We start from the raw sequence: 17,756 nt of genomic DNA, 5'->3' as shown, positions 1-17,756 counted from the left end.
ATGAACGAAGCGATTCAGCCAATTGATCCGATTGCTTTTCAGCTCGGACCTCTTTCGGTTCATTGGTATGGTGTGATCATTGGGGTAGGAGCCTTACTAGGACTCTGGCTCGCACTGAGAGAATGTGAGAAAAGAGGAATCAATAAAGATACGTTTATTGATTTAATCTTATTTGCCATTCCAATAGCGATTATTTGTGCACGAATTTATTATGTATCCTTCGAATGGGATTACTATCAGCAGCACCCAAATGAAATCATTAAGATTTGGCATGGCGGAATTGCCATTCATGGCGGGCTGATAGGCGCTGTGCTGACAGCAATCGTCTTCACAAAAGTGAAAAAGGTGTCCTTCTGGAAAATAGCCGATGTGGCAGCACCTAGTATTTTACTAGCGCAGGCCATTGGACGCTGGGGGAACTTTATTAATCAGGAAGCGCATGGTGAGGCTGTTTCAAGAGCCTTTTTAGAGAATTTGCATTTGCCTGAGTTTATCATTAATCAAATGTATATTGATGGGACGTATTATCACCCAACGTTCTTATACGAATCATTATGGAATCTTGCCGGTGTTGTGATCTTGGTTTTATTACGTAGAGCATCGATGCGCAGAGGCGAAATCTTCTTGTCTTATTTAATTTGGTATTCAATCGGTCGTTTCTTCATAGAAGGTATGAGAACGGACAGTTTGATGCTGACAGAACATCTTCGAATCGCTCAAATGATTTCGATTGCCATTTTTGTAGTGGCTGTTCTGCTGCTGATCTTTAGAAGAATAAAAGGTCACGCATCGATCCCGTATAAAGAGAACAACTCATCGAATTAAAGCAGGGGGGATCAGAAGGATGCAGGAGACATGGAAAAACGGCTTAAAAGCAGGGCTATCGACAACTTGGACACTTGGAAAAGTCATCTTTCCGGTTACCATTCTCGTCAGTATCTTGCAGCATACGCCTGTTATGGATTGGATGATTCAATTCACACGGCCATTTATGGGATTGTTTGGTCTTTCAGGAGAAGCAGCTATTCCTCTTGTATTAGGAAATGTGTTGAACTTGTATGCTGGCATTGCCGCCATTTTGACACTAGATCTTCCTGTGAAGGAAGTGTTCATTTTGGCCGTGATGCTGTCCTTTTGCCATAACCTGATCATCGAATCGACTGTTGCAGCAAAGGTTGGACTGAGAGTGTCTGTCATTTTGCTTGTCAGAATCAGTCTTGCTGTTATTTCGGCTATTGTCATTCATCTCGTTTGGCAGGGAGGCCAGGAGCCGGCACAATATGGACTGCTGACAGCAGCTCAGACGGCTGATGTGCCTTCCAGCTGGTACATGATCGTTCTTCTCGCTTTACAAAAAGCCGTACTCGGTGTGCTCCAGCTCGCCTGTATCGTCATCCCTCTCATGATCATCATTCAATTCATGAGAGATTTAGGATGGCTCCATACGTTGTCTAAGTGGCTGTCTCCATTTACGAGAATGCTTGGAATGAAAGAAAATACGTCGATGACGATGGTCGCTGGGTTAACCATTGGTCTGGCATACGGAGCTGGCGTGATGATGAAGGCAGTGGAAGAGGACGGCGTGAGTAAAAAGGATTTAACCCTTGCTTTCATTTTCCTTGTTGCCTGCCATGCAGTGGTCGAAGATACGCTGATATTTATTCCACTTGGGATTCCTGTGTGGCCGCTTCTTGTCATCCGCCTGATATCTGCTATTTTATTAACAGCTGCCATTAGCTATATTTGGCGAAAGCGCGAGCTCGTAGCTGTTAGAAAGGAAGCCATATGAACGAATCAACTGTTAACACCGTGCTATTTGATTTAGATGGCACATTAATCAATACGAATGAATTAATTATTGCTTCATTTCAACATACGCTTGATCATTATTACCCTGGTCAGTACAGCCGTGAAGAGATCCTCCATTTCATTGGTCCGTCATTATTTGATACATTCTCTGCGATGGACCCTGATCTAACGGATGACATGATTCAGATGTACCGTACGTTTAATCATGAACAGCATGATCTGCTCGTGACTGAATATGAGACTGTTATAGATACATTGAAAGTCTTGCAGGATCGAGGATTTAAGCTTGGAATTGTCACAACAAAGATACGTGACACAGTGTTAATGGGATTGAAGCTGACCGGTTTAGAGCCATTCTTTGAGGTGATTGTGACGCTCGATGATGTCCAAAATGAGAAGCCGCATCCGGAGCCAGTCCAGCTGGCATTGTCCAAGCTTGGCAGTGATCCACATGAAGCGGTGATGGTCGGCGATAATTATCACGATATTTTGTCTGGTCAAGCGGCAGGGACAAAAACAGCAGGTGTTGCTTGGTCAATTAAGGGAGAAGAGGCCCTTTTAAAGCATCGCCCTGATTTTATGCTAAAGAAAATGAGTGATCTTCTGGCGATTGTTGGAGCTGATTGAGTTGAGAAAAACAGATCGATATCCTGTAAAAGGGGTCAATTCGTTACGACAAGTCTATCGGACGGTCCCCTTTTTCAAAGTGGTGAAAAACTTTATTTTCATTCAAATCGCACGGTACACGCCTTTTATGGGAATGAAAAATTGGATATACCGAACCTTTCTTCGTATGAAGGTTGGCGAAGATACAGCGTTTGCCTTAATGGTCATGGTGGATCTCATGTTTCCTGAGAAAATCACGGTCGGTCGAAATTCGGTGATTGGCTATAACACCACCATTTTGACCCATGAGTATTTGATTAAAGAATACAGACTTGGGGAAGTCTATATTGGGGATGAAGTCTTAATTGGAGCCAATTCCACCATTTTACCTGGTGTGACCATTGGGGATGGGGCGATCGTGTCGGCTGGTACACTTGTTCATAAGGATGTTCCAGCAGGCTCATTTGTTGGAGGAAATCCAATGCGCATGATTTATACGAAAGAAGAAATGAATGCACGTCAATCTAAGTCTGCTGAGTAGCTCGGCAGACTTTTTTGTTGACAATATGTTATGGTGTAACTATAATGATTACAACAGAGGTGAGAAAACATGAAAATCAGCAGCAGATTTACTGTCGCTGTCCATATTCTGGCCTTGCTATCACTTGAAAAAGGATCATTACAGACATCGGAGGATATCGCGGGAAGTGTGAATACAAACCCAGTGGTCATCCGCCGTATTATGAGTAAATTAAAAAAAGCAGGCCTAATCTCAACGAGTCTTGGCAAAGGCGGTTCTCAGCTGAACCGCAGTGAAGACGATATCACGCTGCTTGATGTGTATAAAGCGGTTGAAGTGGTGGATGAGGGAGAATTGTTTCAAATCCATGAAAGCCCAAATCCTGACTGTCCGATCGGTGCAAATATCCAGGCTGTGCTTGAGTTAATCTTGTGCCGCGCTCAAAGTGCGATGGAGCAAGTGCTTGCTGAGATCAAATTAAGTGAACTAACGCAGGTGTTAATCAAAAAAATTGGATGATCTATTCAATTTTTTTTACCTCTGTTGTAACTGAATTGGTTACACCTTTGTTTATTAAATAAAATCATTTTACAGGAGGAATTCATATGAAAATCGGTATTATTGGCGCTACAGGTAAAGCAGGACAGGAAATTGTAAAAGAGGCTCAATCAAGAGGACATGAGGTAACAGCCATCGTTCGAGATGCGAAAAAAGTGACAGATTCATCCGTAGCTGTTATTGAGAAGGATGTGTTTCATTTACAAGCAGAAGACATCAAAGGCTTTGATGTTATCGTCAATGCATTTGGCGCACCTGCTGGACAAGAGCACCTTCACGTAGAGGCAGGGAAAAAGCTGATTGATATTTTGAAAGAGGTACCCGATACGCGTTTAATCGTTGTGGGCGGAGCGGGCAGTCTATTTGTTGATGAAGCCAAAACAACAAGACTTGTTGATACACCAGAATTTCCAAAGGAGTATGTGCCTACTGCTTCACAGCAAGGTGAAAACCTAAAAGACCTTCAACAAACCGAAGGATTAAAATGGACTTTCCTCAGCCCTGCTGCATTCTTTGATCCAGCTGGCAAACGCACAGGTTCTTATGTGAAAGGGAAAGACCAACTGATTGTCAATTCTAAAGGTGACAGCTATGTGAGCTATGCCGACTACGCCATTGCGCTTGTCGATGAAATTGAGCAGGCTGCCCATGTTGGAGAACGTTTTACCGTTGTATCTGAAGCAGAATAAGTGATTCGTTGCCGCTAAAAACGATGAGTGAGGAGTTTAACGTATGAATGATCAAGAATTGTCTCTCATTTATGTATGGGATGCGTATTGTGGCTGGTGTTATGGGTTTTCTAACAGTATCCGTACTTTGCATGAGAACCATCCTGAAATGTCACTGACGCTCGTATCTGGCGGCTTATTTGTAGGAGAAAGAAGTCTTCCAATAAAGGAATATCCACATATATCAGAAGCAAATCAACGGATCAGTCAGCTAACAGGCGTTGAGTTTGGTGAACGTTATCAGAAGCTGCTAGCAAACGGGACATTTCTCTTAGACTCTGAGGCTGCAGCCATTGGGTTTTCAGCATTAAGATCCGTTGTTCCAGATCGTGCATTGTACTTGGCAGCATCGATGCAAAAGGCTTTTTATCAAGACGGAAAAAGCCTGAGCGATGATGAAACGTATCAGGAGATCGCTCTGGCACATCATCTTGATCCTAAAGCCGTCATTGAACGAATGAAAACAAAAGAAGTCATCAATGCTGCGTATGCCGACTTTGCGAAGGTTCATCAACTTCAAGTGAATGGATACCCTACCCTTTTATTAAAAAAAGGGGATGAATACTTCAGTGTAGGCGGAGGAGCGATGACAGCTGAAAAGCTTGAGGAGCGCCTGAAGGAAATCATAGAAGCATCATCATGAAAAAAACCATCCTCTATTCGGATAGAGGATGGTTTTTCATGTTTTCAAAGAGAAATTGTTCTAGGCTTTAATGATAATCGCCTGCCTGCCCATCTGTTCCCAAGAATCTTCAAACTGATCGCGATCGACTTTTTGATTCTTTTCTCCGTATGGGTTATTTAAGTAGACATGCTCCTTGTCATAGCCTGTGATGACCACGCTATGCATATTAAAGCTTACATCTATTTTGCCATTTGGTGTATTCCATGTTTCCATGTTATCTATTTTGTCAAAGGTGGATGTGGTAATCACCCAAACAGGATACCCTTTTTCAAGTGATTGATAGATGGCCTTTTTGACAGGTTTTCCGCTTAAGTCGACGACTTGAGCGCCCGCATGTTTTTTCGCAAGCTGATAAATAGGTTCATGGTATACACCAAGACCTGGTCCATTCTCCATATCGCCTACAAACCCGTCATGTGGGTCTCCTTTTAAGCCATTTTCATAATTGAGTGGAACACGTTTAATTTCATTTGCCAATGTGTCTTTCGTCACTTGCTCGTAGCCGCTGTAATGAAGAAGCATCGCTAAGCTTGTGACTTCGCATCCATTATAAAGCTTTGGGGCATCCATTTGATTGTAGAGGATGACGTCCATGGCTTTTTTGCTTCCTTTTAAGGAAGAATAGGTGGTATCTGTTTTTTTCGTTGATCGTGTTTCTTCAGCTGCGAGTGCCGTATCGTTTTCTTTTTCTTTGGCTGCTTCGTGTGGCGAAGCTGTCTTCTTGACTTGGTCGATTTGTGTCACGTATATAAAGCCGAAATAAACAAGGCATGCGCACAACAAAGTTAAGATTAATGTCTGGATGAACTTCACTGTAATCTCCTGTGTTATTCAATATTTTTATGTATTATAGCACGTTCTTTCATCCAACATGCAGAAAAGAGATAGGTGTCACTTGAATGTAATAATTCCACAAATTTTTCGTGAAAATAGAGAGAAAATAAAAATGATTGATTTAATCACTTTATTTTGTTAGCATATTATCATATTAGCGAACTAAAGGATTCGGAATTTTTTGTTTTAATGTGTTGGAGGTGCAGAAGAACATGTTTATGTTTGAGAAACCGTATGGTATGCGGGATTCATTACCAGGATTGTATGAGACGAAGAAAAAAGTGAGACATTCCTTAACAGAGGTCATGAATGGTTGGGGTTACCGGTTGATGGAAACACCAACGCTTGAATTTTACGATACAGTCGGTGTTCAATCGGCGATTACAGATACACAGCTCTTTAAGCTGTTAGATCAGAACGGGCAAACCCTTGTACTCAGACCAGATATGACGGGACCTATTGCTAGAGTGGCAGCTTCAAAGCTTCATGAACAGGCGTTTCCGCTTCGCGTTGGGTATGCGGCCAATGTGTTCCGGGCACAGGAAAGAGAAGGCGGAAGACCATCAGAATTTGAACAGGTCGGAATTGAGTTGATTGGAGACGGTTCGATTAGTGCAGATGCTGAAGTGATCGCGCTTGTCGTATTCGCATTAAAAAATGCTGGGCTCAATTCCTTCAAAATTGCAATTGGGCATGTCGCTTTAGCAGAGACGTTATTTGTAGATGTGCTGGGAAATACAGAGCGTGCAAACGTCCTTCGCCGATTCTTATATGAAAAGAATTATGTAGGATATCGTCAGCATGTGAAGCAATTGCCACTCTCCTCCATCGATAAAACGAGGCTGTTACAGCTTTTAGAGTTAAGAGGCGGCCAGGAAGTCACAGAGCGGGCAGAGGAAATCGTCGTTTCACAAGAAGGAAAAGAGGTGCTCACGCAGTTAAAGTCGCTTTGGGAGACACTTGAAGATTACGGCTGTACAGAATATATCCGTCTAGATTTAAGCATGGTGAGTCATATGAGCTACTACACGGGTATTTTGTTTGAAGTATTTGCAGATCATGTTGGGTCAGTCATCGGAAGTGGCGGCAGATATGACCACTTGCTTGCTCATTTTGATGCACCTGCACCAGCTACAGGATTCGGACTTCGATTAGATCGTCTGCTTGAAGCGCTTGATGCAAAAGAAATCAATGAACCGCAGGAGGCAGTGATTTTTAGTAAAGAACAAAGACTGGAAGCTTTTGCTTTTGCAGAAAAGGAGCGGTCAAAAGGGAAAAAGATCGTGCTGCAAGACTTAGCAGGGATTGAAAATATTGACGCGATGACCAAGGCATTTGAGCAGGTGACTTATTTTATCGGCGCTAGAAAGGGAGAGCAAAATGGGTAAAGTGTTGACGATGGCGATGCCAAAGGGCCGAATATTTGAAGAAGCCGCAGGGCTGTTAAGGCAGGCAGGATATCAACTGCCAGAGGAATTCGAGGATTCAAGAAAGTTAATCATCGATGTACCGGAAGAAAACCTCCGCTTTATTTTAGCGAAGCCAATGGATGTGACGACTTATGTAGAGCACGGTGTAGCAGATGTTGGCATTGCAGGAAAGGATGTCATGCTCGAAGAAGCTCGTGATGTGTACGAGGTGCTTGATTTAAACATCAGTAAATGCCATTTAGCGGTTGCCGGATTGCCGGGAGCCAGCTGGGGCGGTGTCGCACCGCGTGTGGCAACAAAGTACCCAAATGTCGCATCTTCCTATTTTAGAGAACAAGGGGAGCAAGTAGAGATCATTAAGCTGAATGGTTCCATTGAATTAGCACCGCTCATCGGACTCGCCGATCGTATTGTAGACATTGTCTCTACAGGTCAAACACTCAAGGAAAACGGACTTGTTGAAACGGAGCATATTTGTGATATTACATCACGGTTTATTGTCAATCCTGTGAGCTATCGGATGAAGGATGTAGTGATCGATGAAATGGCGCAGCGCCTTGCAAGAATCATTGAAGGGGAGGAAACATCATGAACATCACCTACATACAAGAAGGTGAGACAGAGACACTCTCGCTCAAACGGACTTTAGATACAGGCACGGAAGAGCAGCGCCTGGCTGTTCAGCGGATTATACAAGAAGTGAGGCTAAATGGTGATCAAGCGGTACAGTCTTTTACAAAGCAATTTGATGGGGTGCTGCTTGAAGATCCGCTTGTCAAAGACGAGGAAATGACAAAAGCCTCCGAACGTTTGGACCCAGCCATGATTCAAGTGATTCAAACGGCTATCCGTCATATTCGCACATACCATGAGCGTCAGCTGACATCCTCTTGGTTTTATCACCAGCAGGATGGCTCGATGCTCGGACAAAAGGTGACACCACTTGATGCAGTTGGTGTGTATGTCCCCGGCGGAACAGCTGCTTACCCATCATCTGTTTTAATGAATGTGATTCCGGCGCTTGTCGCTGGTGTTAAGCGAATTGTCCTTGTGACACCCCCAGGGAAAGACGGCTACCTCTCTGACGCTGTACTCGTTGCTGCGAAGGAGCTCGGTATTACAGAGATGTATAAAATGGGCGGTGCACAGGCGATTGCGGCACTTGCCTATGGAACAGAAAGCATCCAGCCTGTTGATAAAATCACAGGTCCAGGCAACATCTATGTCGCACTGGCAAAGCGGGAAGTATTTGGTCAGGTAGACATTGATATGATTGCCGGTCCAAGTGAAATTGCGGTTCTAGCAGACGACACGGCCATAGCACATGAGGTGGCGGCCGATTTACTTTCTCAGGCAGAGCATGATGCGCTGGCATCTAGTATTTTGGTGACCCCGTCTAAGACACTTGCTGAAAATGTGCGAGCTGAGGTGCAAGCGCAACTGGACACCTTGCCAAGAAAATCAATCGCTGCACAATCCATACAACATCATGGCCGTATATACGTGACAGATTCCATGGATCGTGCAGTAGACGTCGTCAATCAGTTAGCGCCAGAGCATTTAGAGGTGCTGACAGCATTTCCAGAATCATTTCTTGGTCAAATCAAGCATGCAGGGGCGATTTTTTTAGGGCGTTATAGCCCTGAGCCGGTGGGAGATTATTTTGCAGGACCGAATCACGTGCTGCCAACCAACGGAACAGCTAGATTTTCTAGCCCGCTTGGTGTGACCGATTTTCAAAAGAAAACGAGCATTATTTCATATAGTCAAGAAGCCTTTGAGACACACAGGAATAGCATTGCGGCTTTTGCCAGGTTAGAAGGGCTCGAAGCACATGCAAGGTCGATTGAATCGAGAAAGCGGGGGGAATCGTCATGAGACAGGCGGAAACAGCGAGACAAACAAATGAAACGAATATTTCATTATCGTTAGAGATTGATGGGGAAGGAAAAGCGGATATTCAAACAGATGTCCCTTTTATGACACACATGCTCGATCTATTTACGAAGCATGGACACTTTAATTTGACCGTTGATGCGAAAGGAGATACAGATGTTGATGATCACCACACAACAGAAGATATCGGCATCGTGCTTGGGCAAATGTTTAAGGAAGCGTTAGGTGATAAAAAGGGGATTAAGCGGTACGGGTCCAGCTTTGTTCCAATGGATGAAACGCTTGCCCAGGTCGTGGTCGACTTAAGTAATCGTCCTCATTTGGAAATGAGAGCGGCCTTTCCAAGTCAAAAGGTCGGTACCTTTGATACAGAGCTCGTACATGAGTTTCTTTGGAAGTTTGCGTTAGAAGCTCGTATAAACCTTCATGTAATTGTTCACTATGGAAGCAATACGCACCATATAATTGAAGCTATTTTTAAAGCGATGGCACGTGCTTTGGATGAAGCAACAACCATTGATCCACGTGTGAAAGGGATTCCTTCGACAAAGGGGATGCTCTAATGATCGGAGTCATTGATTACGGAATGGGAAATTTGTTCAGCGTATCAAAAGCACTGGAACGAGCAGGTGCCCGTTATATTGTCTCCGCTGATGTGGAGGAGCTCAAAAAGGCAGATGCTTATATTTTGCCTGGGGTCGGTTCGTTTCGTGATGCGATGCAGCTGTTAAAACAGACAGGGCTTGAGGCGTTTATCCACCAAGTAGTGCAGGAAGGAAAGCTGCTATTTGGCATTTGTCTTGGGATGCAGCTGTTATTTGAAGAAAGCGAAGAGGCAGGGCGTACGAAAGGTTTGGGGCTGCTAAAAGGGCGTGTCGTTCTTTTAAAGGATCGTGACCATGATGGGCAAAGGCTGAAGGTGCCTCATATGGGGTGGAATGAGCTCACATTTCATCAGCCCTCCCCATTGTTTGACGGGGTATCCGAAGGATTTGCGTACTTTGTTCACTCTTATTATGTGAGGGATATGAATCCAGAAGAGCAATTAGCAAGCGCAGACTATGGCGTTCAAGTACCAGCAGTTGTCGGCAAGGGAAATGTGCTAGGCGCACAGTTTCACCCTGAAAAAAGCAGTACAACGGGCATGGCGCTGCTCAAACAATTTATTCAATTAGCAAACGAACAGAGGGTGAACAAATGAGTGAATTTACATTGTATCCAGCAATTGATATGAGAAATGGCAAATGTGTACGGCTCGTGCAAGGAGATTATGATCAAGAAACCATTTATGGAGATTCGCCGCTCGATATGGCGACGCGATTTGCAAATGAAGGAGCAAAGTGGATTCATCTCGTTGATCTAGATGGTGCGAAAGCGGGGAATCGCGTCAATCATGAGCATGTGCTGGCGATTGCTTCATCCTTAGATGTAAATGTACAAATTGGTGGCGGCATTCGGACAGAAGAAGACGTTGCCTTTTATATAAACAATGGTGTAGCTAGAGTCATCCTTGGCAGCTCGGCTGTTTCTAACCCTGCCTTTGTGAAAAAAATGCTTGCGCAATATGGGGAGAAAATAGCGATTGGCATTGATGCGCGAAATGGATTCGTATCGACTGAGGGGTGGCTTGAAACATCGAAAGTGAAGGCAGAGGAACTTGGAAAAGAATTGGCAAAGGAAGGCGCGGAGGTCTTTATTTTCACGGATATTCAAATGGATGGCATGCTGGCTGGTCCTAATGTAGAAAGTACAGTTCGCTTAGCAGAAGCTACTGGCAAACAAGTCATTGCTTCAGGCGGTATCAGTTCGGTAGCCGATCTCCAAAAGCTGTCAGCACAAAAACAGTCAGGCGTTTCTGGTGCAATCATTGGAAAGGCACTTTATACGGAGCGGTTTACTTTAGCTGAAGCAATTGAAGGGCTTGACCGCGTATGATGACAAAACGAATCATCCCATGTCTCGATGTGAAGGAAGGTCGTGTGGTCAAAGGGGTGCAATTTCTCGGCTTAAAGGATGCTGGTGATCCGGTAGAATTAGCGCAGATATATGATGAGGAAGGGGCGGATGAACTCGTCTTTCTTGATATTTCTGCCTCTCATGAAGGCCGGAAAACGATGGTAGATGTGGTCAAACAAGTGGCGTCCACTCTTGCCATCCCTTTTACGGTAGGCGGGGGAATTAACCACCTTGAAGACATGAAGCGCATATTAAGAGCGGGTGCAGACAAAGTATCTGTGAATACAGCGGCAGTTTTAAGACCAGAACTCATTTCAGAAGGTGCCGATTTTTTTGGTTCCCAGTGCATCGTCGTCGCAATAGATGCAAAGTACGATGAAGAGAAAAAAGCGTACATGGTTTATACACACGGAGGGCGCCGTCAAACGGATATAGAGGTTAGCGATTGGGCAAAAGAAGCCGTGCTGAGGGGGGCAGGAGAGATCTTGCTGACAAGTATGGATGCCGACGGTGAGAAAAAGGGCTTTGATCATCAATTAACAAAGCTTGTGTCAGAAGCTGTCACCGTACCTGTCATTGCTTCAGGAGGCGCTGGCAATGCTCAGCATATGCTGGAGGCATTTACAAAAGGAGAAGCGGATGCAGCTTTAGCAGCTTCCATTTTTCATTATAAAGAGACTTCAATTCAAGAGGTAAAGACATACTTGAGAGAACACGGGGTGAAGGTCAGATGAAACAGGCAAACGAATTATCCTTTCATGAGGCAGGCCTGATACCTGCGATTGTACAGGATGCTCAAAGTAAGGAAGTATTGACATTGGCGTATATGAATCAAGAATCCTATGAAAAAACACTAGAGACAGGGGAAACATGGTTTTACAGCCGATCAAGAAACGAGCTTTGGCACAAAGGCGCCACATCTGGACATACTCAGCGAGTCACATCCATTCGATATGACTGTGACAAGGATGCTCTGCTTATTCTTGTCTCACCAAGTGGACCAGCGTGCCACACTGGCAGCTATAGCTGCTTTTCGGAAGAAGGCGTGAAGCGTCAAACGGAAGAGCAGGATCGTTTTGCCATTTTAAATGAACTTGAACAGGTGATTGCGAAACGTCAGGCAGAAATGCCAGAAGGCGCTTATACAACCTATCTATTTGAAAAAGGGGTCGATAAAATCCTGAAAAAGGTAGGGGAAGAAGCGTCAGAGGTCATCATTGCCGCGAAAAACCGGGATCAAGAAGAATTGAAATGGGAAACAGCCGATCTTCTGTATCACCTGCTTGTGTTATTACGTGAACAGCAATTGCCACTTGATGATGTATTAAAAGTATTAAAAAAACGTCATCAAGGCGAGTGAAAAGCCGGGGGCACCTCCGGCTTTTTATTTCCTAAGTGAAAAACAAATCCTTCCTTTTCTTTTGTTCTATGTGACGACTCTTGAAGTATGTTATACTACACACGGTACACTGTTCGAAATGGAGGGTATCAGTGAGTAAATACACTTCTCAAAATAATCACACACAAGTCGTCCAGCTATTCCAAGATGGGCATTACTTTTTTCATAAAGGTCTAAAAGCTTATAGAGAAAGAAATCTATCTAAAGCGAGTAAGCTCATACAGCGGGCTATCGTACTTGAGCCTGAAAATGTAGAAATGCTGTCACAGCTTGCTATTATTTATACTGAAATGGGTCATTTCCAACAATCAAATGAACTGCTTGATTTCATCCTTGAACATATTGATGAAAATATGTTTGAGTGTCACTATTTTAAAGCCAATAATTATGCGAATCTAGGACTCTTTCAAGAGGCATATAAGTCAGCGACTGCCTATGCTTCATTAGAAGAGAACGGGGAATTTGCAGATGAAAATGATGACCTTCTCGACTTGCTCGATATGAGTGACGAAGAGGACGAAGATTTTCCTTACGATCAGGATGACCTGATTGTGAAGCAGGATCAAGCAAATCACTTGCTGGAAAGCGGCAGGCTTGATGAAGCCATTGAGATGCTGGAACAGATGATTGTTGAGTATCCAGAATTTTGGTCAGCGTACAATAATCTCGCATTGGCCTATTTTTATTCTGGTCGAATCCATCAGGCGAAAGAGATGCTGAACCGGGTTTTAGATGAAAATCCGGGTAATCTGCATGCCCTTTGCAACCAGCTTGTCTTCTATCATTATGAAAAAGAAGAAGAAAAGGTCAATACGTTAGCAAAGCAATTAACGCACGTGTATCCAATATTAAGTGAACAGCGTTATAAGCTTGGCGCAACATTTGCCCTAGTTGGAGAATTTGAATGGGCCTTTAAATGGCTTTATTCTTTGTACAAAACAGGCTTTCAAGGAGATAGTACATTTTTATACTGGCTCGCAAGCGCAGCTTATTATACAGGTCACAAAACGCTTGCACAGACGGTTTGGGATAAGATGGTCGAAGAAGATATCGATGCAGATGAAATCAAGCCGTGGCAGGATAAACCTGAGGAGACTGAGCCAATGGTCTCCATTAAGGAGCGGCTGACGGCGTACTATGTAAGCAAACAAAAAGGGGAACGTGATGTTCTTCAATCTGTCCTTGATGCACGCGCAGCGAAAACAGCCTTCGAACAGCAATTTATTGAACTGCTCTTATACGAAGATGAAATGGAAGAACGGTCTTTTTCAGAAGATGCGGTTTTCGCAAAACAGGCGGCATCCAGCTTGGAAGAAGCGGTTCAGCCTGACAGCCATATGCCTTATTTTTGGTTATTCCATATTATTCAGCAGGCACGTGCTTCTGGCGTAGATAAGAAAAATGCGCCTGCATGGGCAGCAGCATCTTATTATTTATGGATGCAGGAGCAAGAAGAATCTATTAGCAAAAAAGAGATTGCAGCCTCTTTTCAAATCAGTGTTCAAACACTGTCTAAATATGAACAAGTCATTTGTACATTAATTGATTGAATAGGTAAATAGATTTAGAAGATTGCAGCATGGCCGAAAAGGTCATGCTTTTTTCTTGGATAAAAAGGTGGGATTTGCAAGGATTTGGCGAAGTATGACAATCACGACATGTTTTTGAAACATAAATGTAATAAAAATATTAGCTCATTTTGTCGATGTCTCATGTATAATGAAAATCGTGGATTAAAACAAAGACATATATTTAGATATTTTACTATACATAATGAAACACCTAGTGATAGAAACAATCTGGTCAACATCTGACTGATCAATCAGGAAGAAAGACATAGATAGCACAGATTGATCGCAGAGAATTTGCTGCTTTCTCATGTCGCTTGGAAATTGTCAAAGGAGGAACTATTCGTGAAAAAGTTTATTACTTTCGGTTTAGCTTCGGTCATCGGAGCGAGCAGTTTATTTATCCCATTTACTCATGAAGCAAACGCACAGAACTTTGAACAAAAGAAACAAGAGCTGGACAGCAAGCAATCTGAGGTCAACAAAAACCTTCAAAAGAAAAAAGATGAGCTTTCAAAGCTTGAAGCAAAACAAGAGGCACTTGCACTAAAGCTAAAAGAAATTGACGAGAAAGCTTTAAAAACAAGTGATCAAATCGAAGAAAAACAAAAAGAAAATGAACAAACGAAAAAAGAAATCAATGCACTCAAAAAAGACATTGCTGATACTGAAAAACGTATTGAAGATCGAAACAAATTCTTGAAAAAGCGTGTACGTGCGCTTCAAGAAAGCGGCGGTTCTACGAAATACATAGATGTATTACTAGGAGCGAAAAGCTTTAGCGATTTCATCAGCCGTGCAGGTGCAGTATCTACACTCATCAACGCAGACAGCGAAATCATTAAAGAGCAAGAAAAAGACAAAGCTGAGCTTCAAAAGTCTGAAAACGAATTAAACACAAAGCTTGAAGATGTTCAAAAGACACTTACAAAGCTTGAAACACTTCAAACAGACTTGAATAAACAGCTGGATGAAAAAGACAAGCTATTCAAGCAAGTGAAAAAGCAAAAGGGAAGTGCTTCTTCTCAAATCAGCGAGTTAAACAGTGAGGCTAACAGCATTGCATCTGAAAAAGACGCAACAATCGCTGCTCAAAAACAAGCTGAAAAAGAAGCAAGAGAAGCAGCTCAAAAAGCTAAAGAAGAAAAAGTACAAAGACAACAGCAGCGTCAAGCTAGTGTTCAAGCAGAAGACAACAGCTCAACGAACGACAGCAGCCCGTCTTCAAATAACAGTAACAGTGGATCTTCAAATAACAACGATAATAACAACAACAGCAGTTCACCAAGCAAGAAGCCATCTACTGGCGGTGGATCACCTGTCAGCAGTAACGTAGGCGGAATCGAAGGTGCGATCAGCACAGGCTCTACCATTGTTGGACAATCTCCATATAAATGGGCTGGCGGCAGATCTCAAGCTGATATTGACGCACGTCGTTTTGACTGTTCTTCATTCGTTCGCTGGGCATTTGCATCAGCAGGCATCAACCTTGGACCAGTTGGCGGTACAACAACAGATACGCTTGTAGGTAAAGGAAGAGCTGTAAGTGCATCTGACATGAAACGCGGAGACCTTGTGTTCTTTGATACGTATAAAGTAAATGGACACGTTGGTATTTACTTAGGAAATGGTACATTCTTGAACGATAACAGCTCTCGCGGTGTTTCAGTTGACTCTATGAGCAATGTTTACTGGAAAAAAGCATTCAATGGCGTTGTAAGAAGAGTCGTTGAATAAATCATTACTTACTATATAACCGTAAACAGGCTTCCTTAAACAGCAGTTTAAGGAAGCTTTTTCTTTTTTTGAAGATATGAGCAAATGATTCGCTTATTATCCGCAGATTTAATAGGATATGGGTAAGGAATAAAACTAAGAGTGGGATGGATGCTTTCTGTCATGAATGGAAGCATCACCCAAGGGCATTCTAATAAGAAATGCTAGCAGCAATTGAAGAGGGAGTGACAGTTGTGTCAGAAGAAAAAATCTACGATACGATCATCATTGGAGCGGGACCTGCCGGAATGACAGCCGCTGTTTATACATCACGTGGAAATCTTTCAACATTGATGATTGAAAGAGGGATTCCAGGCGGTCAAATGGCTAATACGGAAGATGTCGAGAACTATCCTGGCTTTGAAAGCATTTTAGGGCCAGAACTTTCAAATAAAATGTTTGACCATGCGAAGAAATTCGGTGCTGAGTATGCATATGGCGATATCAAAGAAATCGTAGATGGTGAAGAGTACAAAATCGTCAAAGCCGGTTCAAAAGAATACAAAGGACGCTCTGTCATTATTGCAGCAGGTGCGGAATACAAAAAAATCGGTGCACCAGGTGAAAAAGAACTTGGCGGCCGAGGCGTCTCTTACTGTGCAGTATGTGACGGTGCTTTCTTTAAAAACAAAGAGCTCGTCGTCATTGGTGGAGGAGACTCTGCGGTAGAAGAGGGTGTGTACCTCACACGCTTTGCGTCAAAAGTAACGATCGTTCATAGACGCGATAAGCTTCGTGCACAAAGCATTTTACAAGCACGTGCTTTTGATAATGAAAAAATCGACTTCATGTGGAACAAAACCGTTAAACAAATTAATGAAGAAAACGGTAAAGTCGGCAGTGTGACTTTGATTGATACGGTGACTGGTGAAGAAGAAGACTTTAAAACAGATGGCGCCTTTATCTATATCGGAATGCTGCCACTGTCTAAACCATTTGAAAATCTCGGCATTACAAATAAAGAAGGCTACATCGAAACAAACGAAAGAATGGAAACGAGAGTGGAAGGCATTTTCGCCGCTGGTGACATTCGTGAAAAAACACTCCGTCAAATTGTGACAGCAACAGGTGACGGAAGTATTGCCGCACAAAGCGCACAGCATTATGTAGAAGAGCTTGCTGAAAAACTCAAAGCAACGAAATAAAAGGCTGTCGTAAATCCTTAATATAGCGTCATGGGCTTTTAACTGGAATGTAACACGGGTGAAACAATTTTCCGTTATGATAAAACTAGTAATTGACCCCCTTTTATAAGGAATACATGTTTGGCACGGATGAGAATCCGTGTCCTTTTTTTTTGCTTAAAATCAGAAATTCATGAGATGTTCACAAATGACGCATGGAGAACCATTAGTTGCTGTAAAATAAAGAGTAGAAAAATTGCCCGCCACTCCTTTCAGACGAAATTCGGTCTGATTTCGGTGAAGAAGGGGCATGTTCATTGTGGGAGTCAGGATGAACCTGTATAATAAGTTAAAGACATAAAAGAGTAGGTGACAGCTGATGCAACGAGTAACCAATTGTGTGCTGCATCACGAAGATCAAGTTCTCTTGCTGCAAAAGCCAAGACGGGGCTGGTGGGTAGCGCCGGGCGGAAAAATGGAAAGCGGAGAATCGGTCAAGGATTCAGTCGTTCGAGAGTATAGAGAAGAAACAGGAATTTATATTTTAAATCCACAGTTAAAAGGTGTTTTTACCTTTATCATAAAAGAAGGCGATCAAATCGTTCAAGAGTGGATGATGTTCACCTTTATGGCAGATTCATTTACTGGAAAAAACGTAACAGAGTCAGAGGAAGGCATTTTAAAGTGGCATGAAGTAAAGGATGTGCCGCATTTACCGATGGCACCAGGAGATTCCCATATTCTTGATTTCATGCTAAAGGGAAAAGGACTTCTTCACGGTACTTTTACGTATACACCTGATTTTGAATTGATTGCTTATCGGTTAGACCCTCAAGGAGACTAATACATGAACCGTTTTTATAAAGA

20 protein-coding genes are annotated in these 17,756 nt (G+C 43.0%); 19 read left to right on the top strand and 1 reads right to left on the bottom strand.

Features of this window, described 5'->3' with window-relative positions:
- The 7 genes from lgt to MHI11_RS17755 all read left to right on the top strand — a co-directional run bounded on the left by lgt (window position 1) and on the right by MHI11_RS17755 (window position 4,864).
- Entirely contained in the window at window positions 1-825 is an 825-nt protein-coding gene (lgt, locus tag MHI11_RS17785; RefSeq protein ID WP_340961874.1) for a prolipoprotein diacylglyceryl transferase, read from the top strand.
- Between the two features lie 19 nt (window positions 826-844).
- Entirely contained in the window at window positions 845-1,789 is a 945-nt protein-coding gene (locus tag MHI11_RS17780) for a nucleoside recognition domain-containing protein (RefSeq protein ID WP_340961872.1), read from the top strand.
- Window positions 1,786-2,436 (top strand): pyrophosphatase PpaX, encoded by a 651-nt coding sequence (gene ppaX / locus MHI11_RS17775; RefSeq protein WP_340961870.1) that lies wholly within the window; start codon window positions 1,786-1,788, stop codon window positions 2,434-2,436. Before MHI11_RS17780 ends, ppaX begins: the two co-directional genes overlap by 4 nt.
- Before the next feature lies 1 nt (window position 2,437).
- Complete coding sequence (locus tag MHI11_RS17770) at window positions 2,438-2,956, top strand: acyltransferase (protein WP_340961868.1); 519 nt, start codon at window positions 2,438-2,440, stop codon at window positions 2,954-2,956.
- 69 nt (window positions 2,957-3,025) lie between these two features.
- Window positions 3,026-3,454: an Rrf2 family transcriptional regulator gene (locus MHI11_RS17765; RefSeq protein WP_003213266.1), complete on the top strand. Its 429-nt coding sequence runs from the start codon at window positions 3,026-3,028 to the stop codon at window positions 3,452-3,454.
- A gap of 86 nt (window positions 3,455-3,540) precedes the next feature.
- Window positions 3,541-4,182: an NAD(P)-dependent oxidoreductase gene (locus MHI11_RS17760; protein ID WP_106029373.1), complete on the top strand. Its 642-nt coding sequence runs from the start codon at window positions 3,541-3,543 to the stop codon at window positions 4,180-4,182.
- Between the two features lie 43 nt (window positions 4,183-4,225).
- The gene (locus tag MHI11_RS17755) at window positions 4,226-4,864 is read left to right on the top strand and encodes a DsbA family protein (protein WP_044139379.1); all 639 of its coding nucleotides are present in this window, start codon (window positions 4,226-4,228) and stop codon (window positions 4,862-4,864) included.
- A gap of 60 nt (window positions 4,865-4,924) precedes the next feature.
- On the opposite strand, the gene MHI11_RS17750 is transcribed toward MHI11_RS17755, so the two are convergent.
- Entirely contained in the window at window positions 4,925-5,719 is a 795-nt protein-coding gene (locus tag MHI11_RS17750; protein WP_106066189.1) for a C39 family peptidase, read from the bottom strand.
- A 233-nt stretch (window positions 5,720-5,952) separates the two neighbouring features.
- Between MHI11_RS17750 and MHI11_RS17745 the strand changes: the two genes are divergently transcribed.
- The 12 genes from MHI11_RS17745 (at window position 5,953) to MHI11_RS17690 (ending at window position 17,733) form a co-directional block, all read left to right on the top strand.
- A complete protein-coding gene (locus MHI11_RS17745) occupies window positions 5,953-7,128 on the top strand; it encodes an ATP phosphoribosyltransferase regulatory subunit (RefSeq protein WP_340961864.1) in 1,176 nt (391 codons plus the stop codon).
- A complete protein-coding gene (hisG, locus tag MHI11_RS17740; RefSeq protein ID WP_065097966.1) occupies window positions 7,121-7,762 on the top strand; it encodes an ATP phosphoribosyltransferase in 642 nt (213 codons plus the stop codon). Before MHI11_RS17745 ends, hisG begins: the two co-directional genes overlap by 8 nt.
- Window positions 7,759-9,048: a histidinol dehydrogenase gene (gene hisD, locus MHI11_RS17735; protein WP_268453910.1), complete on the top strand. Its 1,290-nt coding sequence runs from the start codon at window positions 7,759-7,761 to the stop codon at window positions 9,046-9,048. The genes hisG and hisD overlap by 4 nt, the downstream gene beginning before the upstream one ends.
- Window positions 9,045-9,629 (top strand): imidazoleglycerol-phosphate dehydratase HisB, encoded by a 585-nt coding sequence (hisB, locus tag MHI11_RS17730; protein ID WP_065097968.1) that lies wholly within the window; start codon window positions 9,045-9,047, stop codon window positions 9,627-9,629. Before hisD ends, hisB begins: the two co-directional genes overlap by 4 nt.
- Window positions 9,629-10,267: an imidazole glycerol phosphate synthase subunit HisH gene (gene hisH, locus MHI11_RS17725; RefSeq protein ID WP_268453909.1), complete on the top strand. Its 639-nt coding sequence runs from the start codon at window positions 9,629-9,631 to the stop codon at window positions 10,265-10,267. Before hisB ends, hisH begins: the two co-directional genes overlap by 1 nt.
- Window positions 10,264-11,001 (top strand): 1-(5-phosphoribosyl)-5-[(5-phosphoribosylamino)methylideneamino]imidazole-4-carboxamide isomerase, encoded by a 738-nt coding sequence (hisA, locus tag MHI11_RS17720; RefSeq protein WP_340961857.1) that lies wholly within the window; start codon window positions 10,264-10,266, stop codon window positions 10,999-11,001. The genes hisH and hisA overlap by 4 nt, the downstream gene beginning before the upstream one ends.
- Window positions 10,998-11,756, top strand: a complete 759-nt coding sequence (hisF, locus tag MHI11_RS17715) for an imidazole glycerol phosphate synthase subunit HisF (RefSeq protein ID WP_106067312.1) — start codon at window positions 10,998-11,000, stop codon at window positions 11,754-11,756. Before hisA ends, hisF begins: the two co-directional genes overlap by 4 nt.
- Window positions 11,753-12,382: a bifunctional phosphoribosyl-AMP cyclohydrolase/phosphoribosyl-ATP diphosphatase HisIE gene (gene hisIE, locus MHI11_RS17710; RefSeq protein WP_106066194.1), complete on the top strand. Its 630-nt coding sequence runs from the start codon at window positions 11,753-11,755 to the stop codon at window positions 12,380-12,382. Before hisF ends, hisIE begins: the two co-directional genes overlap by 4 nt.
- A gap of 131 nt (window positions 12,383-12,513) precedes the next feature.
- A complete protein-coding gene (locus MHI11_RS17705; protein ID WP_340961854.1) occupies window positions 12,514-13,971 on the top strand; it encodes a tetratricopeptide repeat protein in 1,458 nt (485 codons plus the stop codon).
- A gap of 363 nt (window positions 13,972-14,334) precedes the next feature.
- The gene (locus tag MHI11_RS17700) at window positions 14,335-15,726 is read left to right on the top strand and encodes a C40 family peptidase (protein WP_065097973.1); all 1,392 of its coding nucleotides are present in this window, start codon (window positions 14,335-14,337) and stop codon (window positions 15,724-15,726) included.
- Between the two features lie 233 nt (window positions 15,727-15,959).
- Window positions 15,960-16,910 carry a thioredoxin-disulfide reductase gene (gene trxB, locus MHI11_RS17695; protein WP_034620189.1) on the top strand — a complete coding sequence of 317 codons (951 nt, stop codon included), beginning with the start codon at window positions 15,960-15,962 and terminating at the stop codon, window positions 16,908-16,910.
- Window positions 16,911-17,268: 358 nt separating this feature from the next.
- The gene (locus MHI11_RS17690; RefSeq protein WP_003213484.1) at window positions 17,269-17,733 is read left to right on the top strand and encodes an 8-oxo-dGTP diphosphatase; all 465 of its coding nucleotides are present in this window, start codon (window positions 17,269-17,271) and stop codon (window positions 17,731-17,733) included.
- The last annotated feature ends 23 nt before the right edge of the window (window positions 17,734-17,756 follow it).

This window comes from Bacillus sp. FSL K6-3312, from assembly GCF_038007485.1.
GTDB lineage: Bacteria > Bacillota > Bacilli > Bacillales > Bacillaceae > Bacillus > Bacillus pumilus.
This window is presented reverse-complemented; position numbering and strand designations above follow the sequence as displayed.